Raw genomic sequence first — 20,167 nt, 5'->3', positions numbered from 1 at the left:
GCGCGGCAGTAATGAAAAGGCGCTGATTTCCGCGTGGAATCAGCGCCTTTTTTTGTTTCCAGCCCCTTGCCTGCCGGGGGGACTTTGGTTTGCCGCGATGGGCCTACTTCTCCCGCCGCAGCATCCCCGTCACATCCACCCGCCGCAGGGCCTCCACTTCGGCCACGGTGGGCGGGGCGATCATGCGGGCGTGGCGGAAGACTTTCAGGTCCCAGCCGGTCTGGGCCCGCACTTCGTCCACGCTGGAGAAGGGGTAGTAGGCGTCGAGCCAGAATTCCTTGGTTTCCGGATGGGGCCGCAGGATGCCCAGGGTGGTGACGATGGCGGAAGGGCCGCCGCCGACGAAGCCGTAGCGGGCCCGGGCGTCGCCGCCTTCAAGATAGCCGGGGGAGGAGATGTAATCCACCTTGTCGACGAAGCGCTTGGCCTCGTGGGTGACCATGATGACCGTGCGCTTGGCGCCACTGGCGATGTCGTTGGCGCCGCCGGCGCCGGTGAGGCGGGTCTTGGGCGGGGTGTAGGTGTCGCCCAGGCCCTGGCTGCGGTCCCCGCTTTTGCTCCAAATCCCGGTGGTGTTGACGTTGCCGAACTTGTCCACCTGGGCGGCGCCGATCAGGCCCACATCCACCCGGCCGGAGGCGACGAGGAAGCCCAGGGCGTCGAGGCCGCCGGTGAAGCTGGTGGCGTTGGCCGAGAGGCGGTTGCATTCGATGCCCCAGGGCAGGCCGCCGATGGGCGTGGCGCCGTAGATGCCGCCTTCGGTCATGGAGCGGATGTTGGGGCCGTGGTGTTCCTGGGCGAAGTAGCCGGCCAGTAGCGACAGGCCGACGCCGAAGATGGCCAGTTCGCCGTCCTTGATTTCCCGGCCGGCGGCGATGGCCATCATCTCCTGGCGGGAGTAGCGCAGGGGCCCCTTGCGTTCGGCGGCCTCCGGGGCGGAGTCGGTGCGGGTGGCGGTTGCGGTGCTCATCAGGCGGCCCTCTCAGTCAGGGGAGTGGTATGCAAAGGGAAGTGGCGTCGTGGGCTGGCCGCCCTCGCGTGGCTCGCAGCTACGCAGGCTCGGTGGCTCATGCGGCCCTCTTCAGAATGTGATTTTCAGCTTGCAGCTGTTCCACCTTGGCCCGGTCGAGGATCCACTGGCGATAGGGGTCCAGGAGGAAGCGGGTGGGGCTGTCTTCCAGTTTGGAGATGACGTCCTGGCCGATGAGGTTGAGGTAGGCATCCACGGTCTGGTAGGAAAAGATGTAGCGGTCGATGTAGCGGAAGGTGCCTTCTTCGGTGGCCAACCATTCGTTCATCAGCCTCATGTGGGCTTCGTCCACGTCATGCACGCCGGGGGAGGCGGCGGGCCAGGCGGAGAAGGGCCACCACACCACGGCGTCCACGATCAGGCCGGGGATGCGCACCAGGTTGGGGTACTGGCGCATGCAGTCCGTGTCCACGATGTGGTCGGCCACCAGCACCAGGCGCTTGGCGGCCCGGGAGAGTTCGAAGCGGCTCCACTCGGAGCCGATCATGATGGCGTTGCCCTCCGGGTCGGCCAGGGTGACGTGGATCACCGCCAGGTCCGGCTTCAGGGGCGAGTAGGCGCCCAGGGTGCGGCCGGAGAAGGGGTCGGCGATCTCGGGAATCTTGCCCGTGGCCGGGTATTCCTCGGGGGCGAAGGCACTGCGCTGCTGAATGTCGGAGCCGATACAGGTGGTGGCGGGGACGAAGGGCCAGTTGAGGGCACCGCCGAGAAAGCGCAGGGCCATGGCCAGGTTGGAGTAGTCCTCCAGGGCCAGCTTGCCTTCTTCCACCACCCGGCGCAGGCCGTTGGCGAAGCCGAAGCCCTCCAGGCCGGAGAAGCCCACCTCGGCCTTGTCCACCGTGCCGGCGGCGGCCAGCAGGTTGAGCTGTTGGGTGTTGCAGTGGAACAGGGCGTGCAGGTTGCGGCGGCCCTGGCGCACCAGTTCGCGGCCGAAGGCGATGGCGTCGGCACCTACCGGCAGGCCGGCGCCGCTGGCGTACTGGATGCCATCGCCGGCGTAGCGCTGGGCGGCTTCGGCCAGGGGCAGGAGTTTGTTAATGGACATGGCGGGGATTCCCTTGCGTGAGGTGCTGATCGGTGGCGACCTGAATGGTTTTGTCGCTGTGCTTGGGCTCGGCGGCAAGCAGGCCCAGGTCGGCGGCGAGGGCGCCGACCGGCTGGCCGTAGGGCGAGAGGCCGCGCAGGACGCCGGCCTTGTCGAAGAGGAAGACGCCGGCGGTGTGGTCCAGGGTGTAGCCCATGCTCTCGGAGGGCTGGCGTTCGGCCACCAGCTGCAGTTCCCGGATCAGGTCGGCGGTGGCGCCGTCGCCGCCCCACAGGCCGAGGAAGGGGCGGCCGCCCTGGGGAGCGAAGGCGGCCACGTATTCCCGGAGCAGGGCGGCGTGGTCCCGCTCCGGGTCCAGGGTGACGAAGAGCACCTGCACCTGGCGGCGCTGGGCGGCGGGCAGGGCTTCCACCGCGGCCTTCAGTTCGGCCAGGGTGGTGGGGCAGACGTCGGGGCACTGGCTGTAGCCCACCGCCAGGGCCACGGCCCGGCCGCGGAAATCGGCCAGGCGGCGCACCTTGCCGGCGGTGTCGGCGAGGCGGAATTCGGGGCGGCGGGGCAGGCCGGCAGCAGGCGTATCGGCCTGCAGCCGGGGCGCGTTGGCCGCCTGGGCGGCCCTGGCCCTGGCGCCGGCGAAGGGGTATTGCTCGTATTCGGCCTTGGCCACGTACTGGCCGAGGCGACTGAAATCGGCGGCGGCCAGGGTGCCGGTATGGCGGTAGAGGAATTCGCCCCGGCCGTCGAAGAAGGCGAAGGAAGGGGTGGCGAAAGCGCCGAGCTGCCGTGCGAAGTCGGCCGCCGAGCCGCGCCGGCCGGCGAGATCGAGGATGGGTTCGCTACGGGCCAGGTCCACCTTGACGCTGCGGTAATGCCGGCTGAAGCGGGCCGTCACGCCTGGGTCCTGGAAGACCGTGCGTTCCATCTCCCGACAGCCGGGGCAGTCGGGCAGGGTGAAGGCGACGGCCAGCTTCCTGCCCTCGGCCCGGGCGGCCCGGGCCTCGGCCTGCAGGTCCGTGGCTTCCCGGGTGAAGAGTGGGGAGAAGCGGGCTTCCCCGGCGCCCGCCGTAGCGGAGGCCAGGGCAGCGAGGAGGGCCAGCAGGCCCAGGGTGCGTGACGGTGACGGCATGGCGGACTTTCTTAGCGCACCCAGAAGAGGGCCCGGTGGCGCAGCTTGTCCAGGCCGGTCATGGCCAGCCAGGTGACGAGGCCGGTGTAGAGGATGCCGGCCACCATGCGCGGGTAGTCGGCGAAGTCGGCGTAGTACTGCACGAAGCGGCCCAGGCCGGCGTTGGCGCCGAACAGCTCGGCCACGGTGAGCAGGATGAAGGAGAACCCCAGGCCCACGGCGGCGCCGGAGAAGATGTGGGGCAGGCTGGCGGGAAAGACCACCTTCACCAGGGTTTCCAGGCGGGAGAAGCCCAGCACCCGGGCGTTGTCCCGGTGCCGGCCTTCCACCGCCAGGGCGCCGGCGGCGGAGTTCTGGAACACGGGCCAGAAGGCGCCGATGAAGACGACGAAGGTGGCGGAGAGGTGGAAGGTGGGCAGCACGGCGATGGCGTAGGGGATGTACACCGTGGGCGGGATGGGCGCCGCCACCTTGGCGAAGGGGAACAGGCCGCGGCCGACCCCCGGCACGATGCCGGCCACCAGGCCGAGGGCGACCCCGGCGGCGACGGCCAGCAGGTAACCCGGCGCCAGGATGAAGAAGGAGGAAACGGTGCCCTTCCACAGTTCCGGCAGGGATTCCCACAGGGCCTCGGCGACGATGCGGGGGCCGGGCAACAGGGGGTTGGCGTTCTGGTCGATGAAATAGGTGGAACCCTGCCAGGCCAGGAACAGCACGGCCCACAGGGCCACGGCTTCCCAGGCGGGGAGGCGGGAGAGGAGGGCCGGGAAAAGGCCGGAGTGGGGAACAGAGCGGCCCTGCCGGGGCGTCTTGTCCACCAGGGGCGAGGCCAGGGCCTCGCCTTCCAGGGCTAGGGATTCGGACATGGATTTCTCCTTCACATCAGTTCAGTACGTTGGCCTTACGCCGCCGCCAGGCCGGACAGCACGTCCGCGTCCAGGCGTTCGGCGATGTCCTCGCGCAGGGCGTGGAAGGCCGGGGAGGCGAAGAGGCGGGCCCGGTTGCGGGGCCGCTCGAAGGGCACCTCGATCTGGGCCAGGACCCGGCCGGGGGAAGCCCCCAGCACCGCCACCCGGTCTCCCAGGTAGAGGGCCTCGTCCACGTCGTGGGTGACGAAGACGATGGTGCGGCGCGGACTGGTGCTCTGCCACACTTCCAGCAGCAGGTCCTGCAGCTTGCCCCGGTTGATGGGGTCGAGGGCGCCGAAGGGTTCGTCCATCAGCAGCACCGGCGCTTCCAGGGCCAGGGCCCGGGCGATGGCGGCGCGCTGCTGCATGCCGCCGGAAAGCTGGAAGGGGTACTTGCCGGCGGCGTCCGCCAGTCCCACCCGGCCCAGATAGTCCCGGGCCTTCTCCCGGCGTTCGGCGCGGGAGAGCTTGGGGTGGGCCTTGGCCACGGCCAGGGCCACGTTGTCTTCCACCTTCAGCCAGGGGAATAGGGAGTAGTTCTGGAAGACCACGGCCCGGTCGATGCCGGGGCCGGTGATGGTGGCGCCCTGCCAGGCCAGACGCCCGTCGGTGGGGGCTTCCAGGCCGGCGATGAGGCGCAGCAGGGTGGATTTGCCGGAGCCGGAAGGCCCCAGCAGGGTGAGGAACTGCCCCTCGGGCACTTCCAGGGCGACCCGGCGGAGGATGGTGTCTCCCTCGCCGTAGGCGAAGGAGACGTTATCCACCGCCAGACCGGTGGCGCTGGTCTGGGCGGCGTTGCTCACAGGGTGTCCCTTTCCTTGAATTCCTTGAGGCGGGCCTGGTAGAAGGCGTCCTTGGGATTTTCCCTGGCCAGGGATTCCAGGGCCTTCTGGTAGATGGAGAGTTCGAAGATGGGGGCCAGGGGGCGCTTGCCCTCGATGAACTCGGAACCGATCATGGACAGCCAGAACTTCTCCACGCCCTTCACGTTGGGGTCGCTGCGCTGTTCCAGGTTGGGGGAGTAGTAGCCCTTCTCCAGGATGGCCCGATCCAGCTTGATGTACTTGGCGATGGCGTCGATGGTCTCCTTGCGGTGCTCGGCGGCGTACTTCTCGGCCTGCAGCACGGCGCGCAGGAAGCGTTCCAGGGTGGCGGCGTCCTTCAGCTTGTTGCCGGAGACGATGACGCGGCAGCAGGGGTGGCCGGGGGAGAGGTCGCCGGAGCGCACCACCACCTTGAGGCCCTGCTGTTCGGCGCGCAGGTCATGGGGACCCCACACCAGGCCTGCATCCACCTGGCCGGACTTGACTGCCTCGATGACGGCGGGCGGGTTCTTCAGTTCGAAGATCTGCAGGTCGCTTTTCCAGTTGATCTTGGCGTCCTTGAGGGCGCCGCGCAGCACGGCGTCGCCGGAGGCCAGGCGCACCGTGGCGACCTTCTTGCCCTTGAGGTCGGCGAGGCTGCGGATGGTGCCGGCCAGCTCGGGCTTGACCACCAGGGCCGCGTCCTGGCCCATGATGCCGCCGATGATCTTGATGTCCGAGCCCTTGGAGTAGAACAGCAGGGGCGCGGTGGTGCCGAAGGTGCCCACGTCCAGCTTGCCGGCGATGACGGCGTTGATGCCGTCGGCGGAGTTCTGGAATTCCACCAGTTCCACCTCCAGGCCTTCCTTCTTGAAGAAGCCCTGTTCCTGGGCGACGAAGTACTTGGCATGGCCGGTGACGGGCAGGTGGCCCACCTTGAGGGTCTCGGCCTGGGCGCCGGCTGCAGCGGCAGCCACCGCCAGGGCCGCCAGCAGACGCTGGGGCAGGCGCTTGAGGAAGCGGGAGGTACGGGTATTTTTCATGGAAGCTCCTGGCTCGATTCGTGAATGGACGGTGCCACTATAGGAAAGCTGGCTAATAACCGAAAAATAATGAATTAAGATTTAAATAGTTCGTTTGGCTATATATTGGACAAGCCGACACTCGAGGGGCGGCGTTCAGGCGGCCTGCCGCTGATGTTCCGGCAACGGGTCGAAGCCCGCGTGGGGGCCGGGAGCTGCAGGGGGGCTGCCAGCGGCGGCCGGGAAGGGCGTGGCGATGCCGGTGTCGAGCAGGGCATGGCGGGCGGGCAGGCATTCCCGGGCCGGGCGGGCCAGGTAGTAGCCCTGCAGCTGGTCGGCGCCGGCGTCGATGGCGATGGCCAGCTGGTCCGCCGTCTCGATGCCCTCGAAGACCACCCGGGCCTCCAGGTCGTGCACGATTTCCACCAGGCGGGGCAGCACGCGCCGGGCCTTGGGATTGGTGCCGGCCTCGACGATGAGGCTGCGGTCCAGCTTGACCACGTCCGGCTCCAGTTGCCACAGGCGGTCGAAGTTGGAATGGTGGCGGCCGAAGTCGTCGATGGCGATGCGGTAGCCCCGGGAACGGTAATTGGCCACCGCCTCCTTGATGCGACCGGAGTCGTCGATGGCGCTTTCCAGGATTTCCAGCACCACCCGCTCCGGGGTCAGGCCCAGGCGTTTGAGGATGGCTTCGAAGACCAGGCCGTGGTCGCCGGAAATGGCCAGCAGGTGCCGCGGATGGATGTTCAGGTAGAGGTCGCCGCCGCTGCTTTTGGTCTGCAGCAGGTAGTTGAGGGCGTGCACGGTGCGGGCCAGGCGGTCGAGGAAAACGATTTCCTCCCCGTCCGTGGGCAAAACGAAGACGGCTTCGGGGGCGAGGGGGCTGCCGTCGGCAGCGGTGGCGCGGAGCAGGGCTTCGTGGCCGGAAACCTGGCCGCTGCGGGCGTCGGTGATGGGCTGGAAGGCGCTGTCCAGGGTGAGGCCGGCAAAGCGGCCGGTGACCCGGTTGTGGGCGAGGCTGAGGGAGTCGCCGGGGCTCAGGTGGGGGCCGTACTGGCTGCGGTTACGGTCGTTCAGGTAATGGACGAGATCGGTCAGGGGCATGGTGTTCTCCGGAATCTGGTGATGTGCTTGATGAACTGCGCCATGGGCGGAAGCTGGGTCTGGCGGATGGTGTCGGGCACATTCGACAAGGAGGGCAGGCGTTCCGGCGGGTCATGGTGTTCTCCTGGGTTGGGAGCGGATGGCCGAACTTTAGGTCATCTGCTTAAGCGTTAAAAAGACTTAATAGTCTTTTGTTTATTCTTTATAGGAATAATAAATGGGCGGAGCCGTTTTTAGCCTGGATCAAATGCACGGGGGTATAGCCGAGTAAAATGCTCAACTATTAAATCCCGACAAATTTTGTCGGATATTCTCAGGAGAGCATCATGTTGTGGGGCAAAAAGCAGCGGCGGCTGGCGCAATTGGAGCAGGAAGTGCGGCAGTGGGCGGCCCGGGACGAGCAGGCCCGGGCAGAAATCCAACGCCTTGAGGCCGAGGCCGGACAGTGGCGGCAGCAGGCGGAAAACCTGGAGCAGGAACGCCAGAGCCTGGGCCGGGTGTTCGGCAGCCTGGATGCCTTCGGCGCCTCCCTGGCCGGGGTCAGCCAGTCCTTCGTCGGCCTCGCCGGCCACCTCAACCAGGACAAGCTCTCCGCCGCCGAAGCTGCCGGCCAGGCCCTGCACAACCGGGAATCCTTCGCCCGCATCGCCAGCAACCTCACTTCCCTGGTGGAGCACCTGGGCCACTCCTCCCGGCGGGTGGAAGACCTGGCCCGGCGGGCCGGGGAGATCGGCGGCATCGTTCAGCTGATCAAGGAGATCGCCGACCAGACCAACCTGCTGGCCCTCAACGCTGCCATCGAGGCGGCCCGGGCCGGCGAGGCAGGCCGGGGCTTCGCCGTGGTGGCCGACGAGGTGCGCAAGCTGGCGGAGCGCACCACCCGGGCCACGGTGGATATTGGCACCCTGGTCACCACCATCCAGACGGAAACCGGCGCCGCCCATGACGCCATGCAGGCCGGCGCGGGCAATGCGGCCCGCTTCGCCGCCGACAGCGAGGCGGCCATGCGCAGCATGGAAGCCCTGCAGGGCCTCTCCGCCGCCATGGAGGCCAGTGTGGACGGCGCCGCCCTGCTGGCCAATGTGGAACTGGCCAATCTGGAGGAACTGAGCCTCAAGCTGGAGGTGTACAAGGTCTTTCTCGGCATCTCCGGCCTGCGCCCGGAGCAGGTGCCGGACGAGACCGAGTGCCGTCTGGGACGCTGGTACTACGATGCGGAAGTGAAGGCCCGTTTTGCCCGCCTGCCCGGCTACAGCGCCCTGGAATCGCCCCACCGGGCGGTGCACCAGCGGGCACGCCAGGCCCTGGAGCTGCACTACGCCGGCCGCACCGAGGAATCCCTGCAGGCCCTGGCGGCCATGGAAGAGGCCAACCAGACCGTGATGGCGGGCATGGGCCCCATGCTGGGCCACGCCCTCTCCGGCCGCTGAGCCGCCGTGCCGGCGCCTTAGCCGGGGGCCGCTGGAGTCGACGGGGCTGGCGGGGCCGGCTCGTTTTCCGGCAGGGGCAGGGTGAAGCAGAAGCTGGCGCCGTGGCCGGCTTCGCCCCGGGCCTCGATGCTGCCGCCGTGGCGATGCACCACCCGCTGCACCGTGGCCAGGCCGATGCCGATGCCGGGGAATTCGTCCTGCCGGTGCAGCCGCTGGAAAGGCTGGAACAGCTTGCCCACCTGGGCCATGTCGAAGCCGGCGCCGTTGTCCGCGATACAGAACTGGATCTGCTTTTCCTGGCGCCGGGCATGCACCCGGATCAGGGGTGCCGCAGTGCGGGCCGTGTATTTCCAGGCGTTGCCCAGCAGGTTGCGCAGCACCACCCCGATCATGCGGATGTCGCCCCGGGCGACCAGGCCGTCTTCCACCTGCCAGGCCACCCGGTGCCCGGGCTCGCTGCGCGCCAGTTCCTCCAGGATGCGCCGGGCCAGGGCGGAGAGGTCGATGTCGTCCCGCCGCAGTTCTTCCCGGCTGCTGCGGGAGAGGGTCAGCAGACCCTCGATCAGGGCGCCCATCTGCTGGCCCGAGGCGATGATGTGGTCGAGGAACTCCCGGGCCTCCGCCGGCAGGGCGGTGCCGTGGTCCTCGATGATGGCCCGGCTGAAGCCGGTGATGGCCCGCAGGGGCGCCCGCAGGTCGTGGGAAACGGCGTGGGCAAAGCTGTCCAGTTCCCGGTTGGCGGCCCGCAGCTCGGCGGTGCGCTCTTCCACCCGTCGCTCCAGGTCGGCGTTGAGACGGTGGATTTCCCCTTCCGCCTCCTTGCGCCGCTGGATGTCCTCCACGGCGGCGATGAAGTACTCCGGGCTGCCGTCCGCCGCCCGCACCAGGGAGACGGTGAGATTGATCCACACCAGGTGGCCGTCCCGGTGACGGTAGCGCTTTTCCATGGCATAGCTGTCGATCTCGCCGGCCAGCAGCCGATGCATCTGTTCCAGGTCGCTGTAGAGGTCGTCCGGGTGGGTGATTTCCTGGAAGGTGCGGCCCAGCAGTTCTTCCCGGGGGTAGCCGATAATGTCGCAGAGGCGCTGGTTCACCAGCAGCCAGCGCCCATCCGGCGCCACATGGGCCATGCCCACGGCGGCCTGGGAAAAGGTGGCGCGGAAGCGCTTTTCGCTCTGCCGCAGCAGGTCCGCCGCCTGCAGCCGTTCGGTGAGGAGGCTGCTCACCCGGGCCAGCAATTCCTCCACCGAGAAGGGTTTGTTGAGGAAGTCCTGCACGCTGTCCTGCAACAGGCGGATGCGCAGGTCCTCGTCGGCCTTGGCGGTCAGGATCACCACCGGCACCCCGGCCAGGGCCGGCTCCTGGCGCAGGGCCTGGACCATGCGGTCGCCGCTGAGGCGGGGCATCATGACGTCGCTGACGATCAGGTCCGGTGTCTGGCGACAGGCCATTTCCAGGCCTTCCTGACCGTCCCGGGCGGAGGCGACGCGGTAGTGCCGGCCTAGGGCCTCGCAGATGAAGGCGTTCATGTCCGGGTTGTCTTCCACCACCAGTACCAGGGGCAGGGCCGCATCTGCCCGGCCCTGGCGGTGTTCCGGTAGTGCCGGGGGAGGCTGCAGTTCTTCCAGGGCCTGGCGGCTGAGGTCGCCGGGAAGGGCTTCGCCCTGGGCCTGCAACTGGGTGCCGGGAGGCGCCAGCAGGGGCAGTTCCAGGGTGAACAGGGCGCCGCTGGAGGGGGCGGCATCGATACGGACGCTGCCACCATGGAGCTGGGCCAGTTCCCGCACGATGGCCAGGCCCAGGCCGGTGCCGCCGTGGTGGCGGCTGCTGCCGCCCTCCACCTGGCGGAAGGGCTCGAATACCTGCTCCCGCATGGCTTCGGGAATGCCCGGGCCGTTGTCCTCCACCTCGATCCGGGCCTGCCCGCCGGCCGCCGTCAGGCGCAACTGGATGGCGCCGCCGTCGCCGGCGAATTTGAAGGCGTTGGAAAGAAGGTTGAGCAGGATGCGTTGGTACTTTTCCGCATCCACCTGGGCCGTCAGGTCCGGCGGCGTGGTCACGACGTAGCGGACGCGGCGGCCTTCGGCCAGGGAATCGAAGTGGGAGGCGATGACCCGTGTCAGGTGCGCCAGGTCGCCCTCCGTGTAGTGCATGACCATGCGCCCGGCTTCCAGCTTGGCCACGTCCAGCAGGTCGTTGACGTGCCGGTAGAGCATGCGGGCGTTGCGTTCCACCACCTCCAGGTCCCGCCGCAGGGCGGGCGCCAGGTCCGGGTCGGCCAGGTGCTTGCCGACGGGGCCCAGGATCAGGGTCAGGGGGGTGCGCAGTTCGTGGCTGATGTTGGCGAAGAACTGGGTCTTCAGTTCATCCAGTTCCCGGGTCTTCTCGTAGAGCCGGGCCAGCTCGGCGTTGGCCTGGTGCAGGCGCAGGTTGTTTTCGGCGATGGTCTTGGAGCGGGCGTAGATGTCCGCCTCCATCTTTTCCGCCTGCTGCCGGAGGGAGTCGGTGATGCGGCTCTGCTCCAGCTTCTGTTCCCGCAGCATGACGAACTCGGTGACGTCCTCGGCCTTGTGGATGATGTAGCGCAGCCGTCCCTCGGCATCGAGCACCGGGGTGTTGATGGGCGTCCAGTAACGCACCTCGAAGCCGCCGCCCTGTTCCGGCGGGCGCCGGATATCGTATTTCTGCACCGGCATCAGGTCGGGCTGCCCGGTCTGCAGCACCCGTTCCAGGGAGGCCCGCAGGTTGTGCACGCCGTCGGCGGCGGGATCGTCCGGGTTGTCCGGGAAGATGTCGAACATGTCCCGCCCCAGCATGTCCTCCCGCCGGGTCAAGGTGGCCTCGGTATAGGCGCTGCTGACGGCGATGACCCGCAGTTCCGGGTCCAGGGCCAGGCAGGGGGTGGGGATGCATTCGAAGAGGGCCTGGAAATCAGGGGGGGCAAAGGAGTGCTCCCGGGGCGTCCGGGATGTGGCGTTGCCTGCCTCGGTTGGACTGCTCATGCCGCTACCTCCAGGGGCCCGGTATGCGGGGCCGGGGGCGCCGCCGCACTCTACAGCTCGGGGAGTGATCCGCCGGTTCGGATGGCTTGCATCGCACCGGAGTTGATGGGTTTGACTTTCTCCTTTTCGAGGGGCGGATCAAGGGCTAGTTCCCCGGGGCTATGACCAGGGTCATAGCCCCTTGGTGAGGGCCGGGCTCAACCCGGATTGCCCTGCAGGGCGGCGGCCACCGCCCCGTGCACGATGCGGCCGGCGTTGACGTTGAGGCCGGCGGCCAGGTGGGGATCGTCCGCCGTGGCCTGCCGCCAGCCCTTGTCGGCCAGGGCCAGGACGAAGGGCCGGGTGGCGTTGTTGAGGGCCTGGGCCGAGGTGCGGGGCACGGCGCCGGGCATGTTGGCGACGCCGTAGTGGATGACCCCGTCCACGACGTAGGTGGGGTCCGCATGGGTGGTGGGGCGAGAAGTCTCGACGCAGCCGCCCTGGTCGATGGCTACGTCCACGATGACGCTGCCGGCCTTCATCTTGCCGACCAGGTCCCGGTCCACCAGACGCGGCGCGGCGGCGCCGGGCACCAGCACGGCGCCCACCAGGAGGTCGGCGCGGACAGCGTAGGCTTCGATGGTCTCCCGGGTGGCGGCGACGGTGCGCACCCGGCCCGGGTACTCCCGGTCCAGGGCCTCCAGCTTGGACAGGGACAGGTCGAGCACCGTCACTTCGGCCCCCAGGCCCACGGCGACGCGGGTGGCGTGGCTGCCGACGACGCCGGCACCGAGCACCACCACGTGGGCCGCCGGTACCCCGGGCACGCCGCCGAGCAGCACGCCGCGGCCGCCCTGGGCCTTTTCCAGCCAGTGGGCGCCGACCTGTACCGCCATGCGCCCGGCCACCGCCGACATGGGCGCCAGCAGGGGCAGGCCGCCGACGGCGTCGGTGACCGTCTCGTAGGCCAGGGCGGTGCAGCCGGAATCCACCAGGGCCTGGGCCTGGCGCGGGTCCGGGGCCAGGTGCAGGTAGGTGAAGAGGGTCAGTTCCGGGCGCAGGTAGGGGAATTCGGCCGGCTGGGGCTCCTTCACCTTGACCACCAGATCGGCACGCCAGGCAGAAGCCGCATCGGGCACGATGGTGGCACCGGCGGCGGCATAGGCGCCGTCGTCGTAGCCGACACCCTGGCCGGCCCCCTGTTCCACCAGCACCTGATGGCCCCGGGCGGTGAGTTCGCGGACGGTGGCCGGCACCAGGCCGACCCGGTATTCGTGGACCTTGATTTCCTTGGGTACGCCGACCTGCATGGAAGTCTCCTTGGGCAAAGGGCTGCCGTTCAGTGTGCCATAGCCGCCGTGACGACGGCATGACCGCCTAGAAGGAATTTTCCAGGGCCACCTGACCCGGCTGGCCCCGCTTGGAGAGGCGGCAGTCCTTGGCCTCCAGGGCCAGGCGGGTGTCTTCCACCATGGCCGGATTGCCGCACACCATGAGGCGGCTGTGGGCCGGGTCGATCTCCAGGCCGAGGGCCGCTTCCAGGCTGCCGTCGGCCAGCAGGGCCGGGATGCGCCGGCTCAGGGTGCCGGGCGGGGCAGCCCCATCCCGGGTTACCACCGGCTGGTAGCGCAGGCGGTCGGCCAGTTCTCCCACCAGGGGGTGGCCGGGCAGGGCGGCGAGCCAGTCCCGGTAGGTCAGTTCGGCGCCATCGCGCACGCTGTGCACCAGGGCGATGTGCTGGTACTGCTGCCACACCGCCGGGTCGTTGAGGATGGAGAGGAAGGGCGCCAGGCCGGTGCCGGTGGCCAGCAGCCACAGGTCCCGGCCGCCCTGGAAGCGATCCGTGGTGAGGTGGCCCCAGGCCTGGCGGTCCACCGCCACCCGGTCGCCGACCCCGAGGCGGGCCAGGCGGGAGGTGAATTCGCCGTCGGGCACGGCGATGGAATAGAACTCCAGATGCTCGTCGTAGGCGGCGGAAACCATGGAGTAGGGGCGCCAGGCCAGGGGGCTGTCGGGGGCCGTGGTGAGGGGCAGGCCAAGGCGCACGAACTGGCCGGGGACGAAACGGAAGGACGGCTGACGGGTCAGACGGAAGGAGAAGAGCTTGTCCGTCCAGCGTTTGAACCAGGTGATGCGTTCCACCGAATACTTGTCGCCGGCGTCCATGGACGGCCTCCCTTGAGCTGGTTTATGTCCTAGTAAATTAGTCGGGAATTTGGCCGGGCAGTTCCCGGATGTGACCAAGGTCGTACCGGATTTCCCATTCGTCGTAATAAACTGGCGTTACACCATAAGAAAAGAGCATTGCCATGACTGCCTCCGCACCCCGACAGAACAACGATCTCTCCACCCGGCTCCAGGCCGGCCTGCAACACCTGCAACCCCGCCTGCAAGCCTTCGCCCGCCACCGGCGGGTGCGCCAGGGAGCCTGGGGTCTGGGCATCTTCCTGGTGCTGTTCGGCCTCCTCGGCTATTTCTGGCTGCCGGGCTTTGCCAAGGCCAAGCTGGAATCCCTGCTGGCCGAGGAATTCGAGCGGCCGGTGCGCATCGAGCGCATCCAGGTTTCCCCCTACACCCTGTCGGCCACCATCAGCGGCTTTGCCGTGGGGCAGCGCGGCGCCGATGCCAGCGTGCCGGCGGAACAGCGCCTGCTGGGCTTCGACAGCCTGCACGTGAATGTCTCCTCCATGAGCCTGGCCCGGGGCATCCCGGTGGTGAGCGAAGTCAAGCTGGTGGGGCCCTATGTGCACCTGGTGCGGGAGGAGGGCAACCGCTACAACATCTCGGACCTGATCGAGAAATGGACGGAAAAGCCCTCCGAGGGGCCGCCGCCGAAATTCTCCGTGGCCAACATCGCCGTCGAGGGCGGCCGCATCGACTTTGACGACCGGCCGGTGAAGGTCAGCCACCACATCACCGACCTGGCCCTGGGCATTCCCTTCCTGGCCAACACGCCGGGCACCGTGGAATCCTTCGTCGAACCCCATTTCGCCGCCAAGCTCAATGGTGCGCCCCTGTCCCTCGGCGGCAAGCTGCGTCCCTTCGCCCCGGGCAAGGATGCAGTGGTGGATGTGGAAATCCGGGACTTCGACCTGGCCGGGGTGGATGCCTACATTCCCGCCAACATTCCCCTGACCGTCACGGCCGCCAAGTTGGAAGGCGATCTGGCGGTGACCTTCAGCCAGGCCGAGGGCCAGGCCCCCAGCGTCGGCCTCAGCGGCGACCTGGGCATCAAGGGTGTCGCCGCCAAGGGCAACAAGGTGGGGCTGCAGGTGGGAGCCATCCAGCTGGGCATCCAGCGGGCTACCCTGGATGACGCCAAGGGCGTGGACCTGAAGCTGGCAGTGCGGGATCTGGCCTTCTCCCGGGACGGCGAGAAGCAGCCCTTCCTCGGTTTTTCCGCCCTGACGCTGGATGGGGTGTCGGTCAATCTGGTCAGCCGTCAGGCCAAGGTGGCCGGCATCACCCTGGAAAATCCCCAGGCCGGGGTACGTCGCCTCAAGGGCGGCGAGGTGGATCTGCTGCAGTCCCTGGCCGCCCTGGCACCCACGCCGGCGGCCCCGACCAAGGCAGCACCTGCCAAGGCCCCGGCCAAGGTGGGTGGTACGGCAGGGGCAGCCAAGGTGCCGGCGCCCTGGGGCTGGCAGGTGGCCCAGGTGCGGGTCGGCGGCGGCAAGCTGCGCTACACGGACGACAATCTGGAGAAGGTGCCGCCCCTCAGCGTGGACGGCCTGGACCTCCATGTGGCCGGTCTTTCCTCCGCCGCCGGCAGTCGCAGCCAGATCGGCATCGAGGCTCGCATCAACGAACAGGGACGCTTCAAGGTGGAGGGGGCGGCCGCCCTCGCCCCCCTGGCTGCCGATCTGCAGCTGGATCTGGAACAGGTCAATCTGGTGGCCTTGCAGGGGCTGGCGGCGGAGCAGCTGAACGCCCTGCTGACCAAGGGCGACCTGACGGTGAAGGGCAAGCTGAAGGTGGCGGCTGGGGCCGCTGGAGCCGCTCCCGGCGTGGCCTTCGACGGCGACGTCAATCTCACCGACTTCAACGTGCTGGACAAGCTCAACGCCACCGACCTGTTGCGCTGGCGCAGTCTGCGCCTGACCGGGGTCGAGGCCGGCAGCGTGCCGCCCCGCTTTGCCGTGAGCGAGATCGCCATCACCAGCTTCTACGCCCGGGCCATCCTGTCGCCCGAAGGCCGCCTCAACCTGCAGGACATCGTGCGCCAGGACGAAGGCGCCAAGCCCGCCGCCGCTGCGCCTGCCGCTTCCGCCGCCGCAGTGCCGGCGACGCCGGCTGCAGCTCCTGCCCCCGTCGCTGCCCCGGCCAAGCCCGCCGGGCCGGCACCCCAGATCCGCATCGGCAAGGTGGTGCTGGCCGGTGGCAACATCAACTTCACCGACCGTTTCATCAAGCCCAACTACAGCGCCAACCTGACCGACCTGTCGGGCCGCATCGGCACCCTGGCGGCGGGCAAGCCGGCGGAGCTGCTGATCCGGGGCAAGGTGGACCGCACCGCGCCCCTGGATATCTCCGGCAAGATCGATCCCCTGGGCTCGCCAATCGCCCTGGATGTGCAGGCCAAAGCCCGGGGCATCGAGATGTCCTCCTTCACGCCCTATTCGGGCCGTTACCTGGGCTACACCATCGAGAAGGGCAAGCTCTCGGTGGATGTGCAGTACAAGGTGGAGAAGGGCGAGCTGCAGGCCCAGAACAAGATCTTCATCGACCAGCTGACCTTCGGCGACAAGGTGGAGAGCCCCAACGCCCTGGGCATTCCCATCGGCCTGGTGGTGGCGCTGCTGAAAAACTCCCGGGGCGAGATCGATCTCAACCTGCCGGTGCAGGGCTCCCTCAACGATCCCCAGTTCTCCATCGGCGGCATCGTCGGCAAGATGATCCTCAACCTGCTGACCAAGGCGGTGACTTCGCCCTTCACCCTGCTGTCCTCCCTCTTCGGCGGCGGCGAGGAACTCTCCTACGTGGCTTTCGATGCCGGCCATGCACGCATCACCCCGGAGGTGGAAAAGCGCCTGGAGACCATTGCCAAGGCCCTGCGCGAACGTCCGGCCCTGGAACTGGAAATCACCGGCACGGCCGATCCGGCGGCGGAGCAGGAAGGCCTCAAGCGCGCCATCCTGGAGCGCAAGGTGCGGGCCCAGAAGCTGGCCGAGCAGGCCAAGGGCGGCAAGGCCTCCGGCAGCATCGCCGCGGTCACGGTGAGCGCCGAGGAATATCCGCGCTACCTGGAGAAGGCCTACAAGGAGGAGTCCTTCAAGAAGCCGCGCAATTTCATCGGCCTCACCAAGAGCCTGCCGGTGGCGGAGATGGAAGCCCTGATGCTCGCCAACATTCCCGCCGAAGAAGAGGAGATGCGCCAGCTGGCCCAGCGTCGCGGCACGGCGGTGCAGACCTGGCTGGTGGAGAAGGGTGGTATCGCGGCCGAGCGCCTGTTCCTGCTGTCGCCCAAGGTGGGCGGCGAAGCACCCAAGGGGGCGCCGGTGGGCGGGCGCGTGGACTTCAGCCTGCAGTAGGGGCTGGCCAGGGGCCGTCGCTGCCGGCCCCGGTCAAACAAAAAGGCCGCCCTTGGGCGGCCTTTTCTTTCCGGAGAAGAAGGATTACTTCTTCTTGGGAGCGACGGCAGCCTTGAAGGCGGCGCCGGCGGAGAACTTGGGGCTGGTGGAAGCCGGGATCTGGATGGTGGCACCGGTCTTGGGGTTCTTGCCGGTACGGGCAGCGCGCTTGACGGCCTTGAAGGAACCGAAACCGACCAGGGTCACGCTGTCGCCGGTGGCGACGGCCTTGGTGATGGCTTCGATGGCTGCGTCCAGGGCACGGCCGGCAGCAGCTTTGCTCAGGTCGGCACCAGCCGCCATAGCGTCAATCAGATCGCTCTTGTTCATTCAGAAATCTCCTTGGTTTCGAAGGTGACGCGGGATTCCGCGCTCGGCAGGGATTCTGGCATAACGGGACGAAGCTGCCTAGCCTGATTTGCTGGAAATTCAGCAGGGATGGGGCTTTCCCCCGGATTGGGATGACTGCGGGATGGATTTTTCCTGCCCCGATCTGGTGCAAAAAAACGGGGGCGGAGGCACCGTGCCGGCGGCGGGAAGCGGACCCCGGCCCTTGCCGGTAGTCCGGGGGTTTCCCGCTTGGCCAATACGATCAATGACTTAGGTCGATCGCCGGGCTGCGGGCCGCGTCAGAACTTGATCTCCAGCCGGGCCGAGAAGATGCGGTAGGTGCGGGTGCTGCTCTGCACCGACTGCTCCGTGCTGCCGGTCAGGTAGGTGGCGCCGGTGTCGTAATCCGCCTGCAGCAGGTTGGCGGCGGAAAAGCGGATGCGGGTGTCCGGCTGCACCTGCCACAGGGCATAGACGTCGTAAACCCGCTTCAGCTGCTGGGTGTAGGTCTGGGTGTTGCTCTGCTGCACGGTGTAGGCGGGGGTCCAGTTGAGGTTGCCGCCGATGGTGAGGGGCAGGCTGCGCAGGCGGTAGTCGGCCCCCAGGTTGGCACTGTAGGTGGGTTGCTGGTCGAGCCGGTTGTTGGGGCCGGCGATGCCCTCCACCTCGGACCAGAAGCGGCTGAGGTTGGCCCGGATGTCCACGGGCGGGGCCTCGGCCAGCAGTTCCGGCAGGCGGAACTTGGCTTCCAGCTCGATGCCCCGGGTGGTGGCGCTGCCGATGTTCTGGGGCGTGGTGACCCAGCGCTGCACCGGCGACCAGCTGACGCTCTGCAGAGAGGTGACGTTGCGGATGAGGTTGTCGATGTTGCGCTGGAACAGGCTGGCGCTGAGGATGCCGCCTTCCGCCAGATAATGCTCGAAGGCCAGGTCCAGGCCCCAAGCCAGTTCCGGCTTGAGGTTGGGGTTGCCGGCGCTGTCCGCCTTGTCCACCGTGTTGGCGCCGCTGGTGGGATAGGTGCTGGAGAGACTGGGCCGGGGCACCAGCTGGTTCAGGGTCGGCGTCTTGTAGCTGCGGGTCAGGCCCAGGCGGATCTGGTCCTTGCTCTCCTCGGTGAAACGCCAGACGCTGTGGAAGAGGGGGCTGGCCACACTGCTGTCGTTGCTGGCGGAGCCGGCGGCCCACTCGCTGCGGGTGCGGATGGTTTCCCAGCGCAGGCCGCCGTAGAGGGACCACAGGGGCGAGACTTCCCACTCGTCCTGGCCGAAGGCCGCCAGGCGGCTGGTGCTGGCCTGCAGGTCACTGCCGAACTGGGCCAGTTGCAGGGCGCCATCCTGCACGGTGGTGGCGCTCTCCTTGCGCTGGCCCCGTTCCAGTTCCCAGCCGAAGGCCAGGTTGTGCTCCCGGTTGAGGGGATGGGAGAGCTTGCCGGCGGTGCTGAAGCTGCTGTCGCGGATGCTGGTGCTGTTCCAGTGGGTGTGGGCCACGGCGCCGCCGGCATCGTATTCGCGCCGGTCGGTGGTGCTGTCGCTGTTGGCCAGGCCGCCGTTGAAGCGGATGTCGAGCTTGCTGCCGCCGTCCAGGCGATGCTTCCAGTTGCCCATGAGGCGCAGCATGGTGCTCTCGTTCTCGGTGCGCCAACTGGCATTGGCATAGGGGGCCGCGCCGACGCTCTGGGTGAGTTGGGTGTTGCCGGTGGTGGCGCTCTGGTTCTGGGCCAGGAAGGGATTGAGGCTCAGGCTGTCGCCGCCGTCCAGCTTCCAGTTGAGGCGGGAGGAGAGGTGCAGTCCGTCGGCCACGGTATGGCTGCGGTTTTCCTCCAGGCGCTGCAGGATGGGGATGCCGGTGGCCAGGTTGCGGGCGCTGGTGGTGGTGGCCACTTCGCTGTCCTGGTCCCGGTGCATCAGGTTGGCATTGAGGTTGTAGCCGAAGTTGCCGATGGTGTCGCTGCGCTGCAGGGAGACGGAGGGCTGCAGGCGGCCGTTCTCCAGGTTGAGGCTGGGACGGAAGTCGTTCTGCTTGCGGGCGAAGTCCTCCCGCAGGACGATGTTGATGGTGCCGGCGATGGCCCGGGCGCTGTGCTCCGCCACCGGGGCCCGCATCACCTCGATGCGCTCCACCTGTTCGGGCGGGATGCTGTCCAGGGAAAAGCCCCGGGGCGCGGGCTCGCCGTTGAGCAGGATCATGGTGTAGCCGTTGCCCAGACCCCGCATGCGGATGTCACCGCCCCGGCCCGGGGTGCCGGACATGGTGACGCCCGGCAGACGCTTCAGGACGTCGCCCACCGACGAATCGCCGTAGCGGTCCAGTTCCTCCCGGCCGAAAACCATCTTGGCGGCCGTGGCGAAACGGCGTTGCTCGGTGTCGTCGAGGCGGGTGGAGGAAACCACGATTTCCCCCAGGGTGCGGCCATCCTTCTGGCTGCTGGCGGGTTTGGTTGTGGGGGCCTCTGCTTCCGCTGCGGCGGCGGCCAGAGGCAGGGCGGCGAGCAGGAGCGGCAGGAGGGGGCGCAGGCGGGGCAAGGGCAGGGCGTTAGGTGACAGCACCATGGCGGCAGGACTCTCGATGGGGAAAGTGAAGGCCGATGCATCGGCCGAGTCTTGTTATGGGCTGGGGGGCTGGGATGGCGGAAATCCTGGCTACCTGGCGGGCGAAGTATACGGAGCCTGGCGCCGTCCTGCAGGAGCACTTTGTAAGGAAATATTTCGCCTGACGGCGGTGGTGCGGGAGGGGCTGTGATCGCCGCAGTCGGCGGCTTGGCTGCGGCAGCGAAGCCCGCTTCGCCGGGCAGGGCGGTGATTGCATCGCCGGTGGTGCA

Annotated in this window: 14 protein-coding genes; 2 read left to right on the top strand and 12 right to left on the bottom strand. The window is 68.2% G+C overall.

Annotated elements, in window-relative coordinates:
* Positions 1–103: 103 nt before the first annotated feature.
* The 7 genes from ACLSSQ_RS11180 to ACLSSQ_RS11150 all read right to left on the bottom strand — a co-directional run bounded on the left by ACLSSQ_RS11180 (position 104) and on the right by ACLSSQ_RS11150 (position 7,038).
* Entirely contained in the window at positions 104–970 is an 867-nt protein-coding gene (locus ACLSSQ_RS11180; RefSeq protein WP_014237181.1) for a CoA-transferase subunit beta, read from the bottom strand.
* A 97-nt stretch (positions 971–1,067) separates the two neighbouring features.
* A complete protein-coding gene (locus tag ACLSSQ_RS11175) occupies positions 1,068–2,075 on the bottom strand; it encodes a CoA transferase subunit A (protein ID WP_014237182.1) in 1,008 nt (335 codons plus the stop codon).
* Positions 2,065–3,201 (bottom strand): SCO family protein, encoded by a 1,137-nt coding sequence (locus ACLSSQ_RS11170; protein WP_014237183.1) that lies wholly within the window; start codon positions 3,199–3,201, stop codon positions 2,065–2,067. The genes ACLSSQ_RS11175 and ACLSSQ_RS11170 overlap by 11 nt, the downstream gene beginning before the upstream one ends.
* Positions 3,202–3,212: 11 nt before the next feature.
* The gene (locus tag ACLSSQ_RS11165; protein WP_014237184.1) at positions 3,213–4,067 is read right to left on the bottom strand and encodes an ABC transporter permease; all 855 of its coding nucleotides are present in this window, start codon (positions 4,065–4,067) and stop codon (positions 3,213–3,215) included.
* A gap of 35 nt (positions 4,068–4,102) precedes the next feature.
* Positions 4,103–4,912, bottom strand: coding sequence for an ABC transporter ATP-binding protein (locus tag ACLSSQ_RS11160; protein ID WP_014237185.1), 810 nt, complete (start codon positions 4,910–4,912; stop codon positions 4,103–4,105).
* Complete coding sequence (locus ACLSSQ_RS11155) at positions 4,909–5,955, bottom strand: ABC transporter substrate-binding protein (protein WP_014237186.1); 1,047 nt, start codon at positions 5,953–5,955, stop codon at positions 4,909–4,911. The genes ACLSSQ_RS11160 and ACLSSQ_RS11155 overlap by 4 nt, the downstream gene beginning before the upstream one ends.
* A gap of 135 nt (positions 5,956–6,090) precedes the next feature.
* On the bottom strand, positions 6,091–7,038 hold the full coding sequence (locus ACLSSQ_RS11150) for an EAL domain-containing protein (RefSeq protein WP_014237187.1): 948 nt from the start codon (positions 7,036–7,038) through the stop codon (positions 6,091–6,093).
* A 326-nt stretch (positions 7,039–7,364) separates the two neighbouring features.
* Here ACLSSQ_RS11150 and ACLSSQ_RS11145 point away from each other — a divergent pair, with 326 nt between their 5' ends.
* Positions 7,365–8,468 carry a methyl-accepting chemotaxis protein gene (locus ACLSSQ_RS11145; RefSeq protein WP_014237188.1) on the top strand — a complete coding sequence of 368 codons (1,104 nt, stop codon included), beginning with the start codon at positions 7,365–7,367 and terminating at the stop codon, positions 8,466–8,468.
* 17 nt (positions 8,469–8,485) lie between these two features.
* Here the strand turns inward: ACLSSQ_RS11145 and ACLSSQ_RS11140 are convergent, their stop codons facing one another.
* The 3 genes from ACLSSQ_RS11140 to ACLSSQ_RS11130 form a co-directional block, all read right to left on the bottom strand.
* On the bottom strand, positions 8,486–11,470 hold the full coding sequence (locus tag ACLSSQ_RS11140; RefSeq protein WP_014237189.1) for an ATP-binding protein: 2,985 nt from the start codon (positions 11,468–11,470) through the stop codon (positions 8,486–8,488).
* A gap of 197 nt (positions 11,471–11,667) precedes the next feature.
* Positions 11,668–12,759, bottom strand: a complete 1,092-nt coding sequence (ald, locus tag ACLSSQ_RS11135; protein ID WP_014237190.1) for an alanine dehydrogenase — start codon at positions 12,757–12,759, stop codon at positions 11,668–11,670.
* Between the two features lie 67 nt (positions 12,760–12,826).
* On the bottom strand, positions 12,827–13,615 hold the full coding sequence (locus ACLSSQ_RS11130) for a ferredoxin--NADP reductase (protein ID WP_014237191.1): 789 nt from the start codon (positions 13,613–13,615) through the stop codon (positions 12,827–12,829).
* A 143-nt stretch (positions 13,616–13,758) separates the two neighbouring features.
* Between ACLSSQ_RS11130 and ACLSSQ_RS11125 the strand changes: the two genes are divergently transcribed.
* Positions 13,759–16,980, top strand: a complete 3,222-nt coding sequence (locus ACLSSQ_RS11125; protein WP_014237192.1) for a DUF748 domain-containing protein — start codon at positions 13,759–13,761, stop codon at positions 16,978–16,980.
* Between the two features lie 84 nt (positions 16,981–17,064).
* Here ACLSSQ_RS11125 and ACLSSQ_RS11120 read toward each other — a convergent pair whose 3' ends face one another.
* Complete coding sequence (locus ACLSSQ_RS11120; protein WP_014237193.1) at positions 17,065–17,349, bottom strand: HU family DNA-binding protein; 285 nt, start codon at positions 17,347–17,349, stop codon at positions 17,065–17,067.
* Between the two features lie 299 nt (positions 17,350–17,648).
* Positions 17,649–19,898: a TonB-dependent receptor plug domain-containing protein gene (locus tag ACLSSQ_RS11115; RefSeq protein ID WP_014237194.1), complete on the bottom strand. Its 2,250-nt coding sequence runs from the start codon at positions 19,896–19,898 to the stop codon at positions 17,649–17,651.
* Positions 19,899–20,167 lie beyond the last annotated feature (269 nt).

Source organism: Azospira sp. APE16, from assembly GCF_047901315.1.
In the GTDB taxonomy this organism is placed as follows: domain Bacteria; phylum Pseudomonadota; class Gammaproteobacteria; order Burkholderiales; family Rhodocyclaceae; genus Azospira; species Azospira oryzae.
Note: the sequence above shows the minus strand (reverse complement) of the source record. Positions and strands in the feature narration are given on the sequence as shown.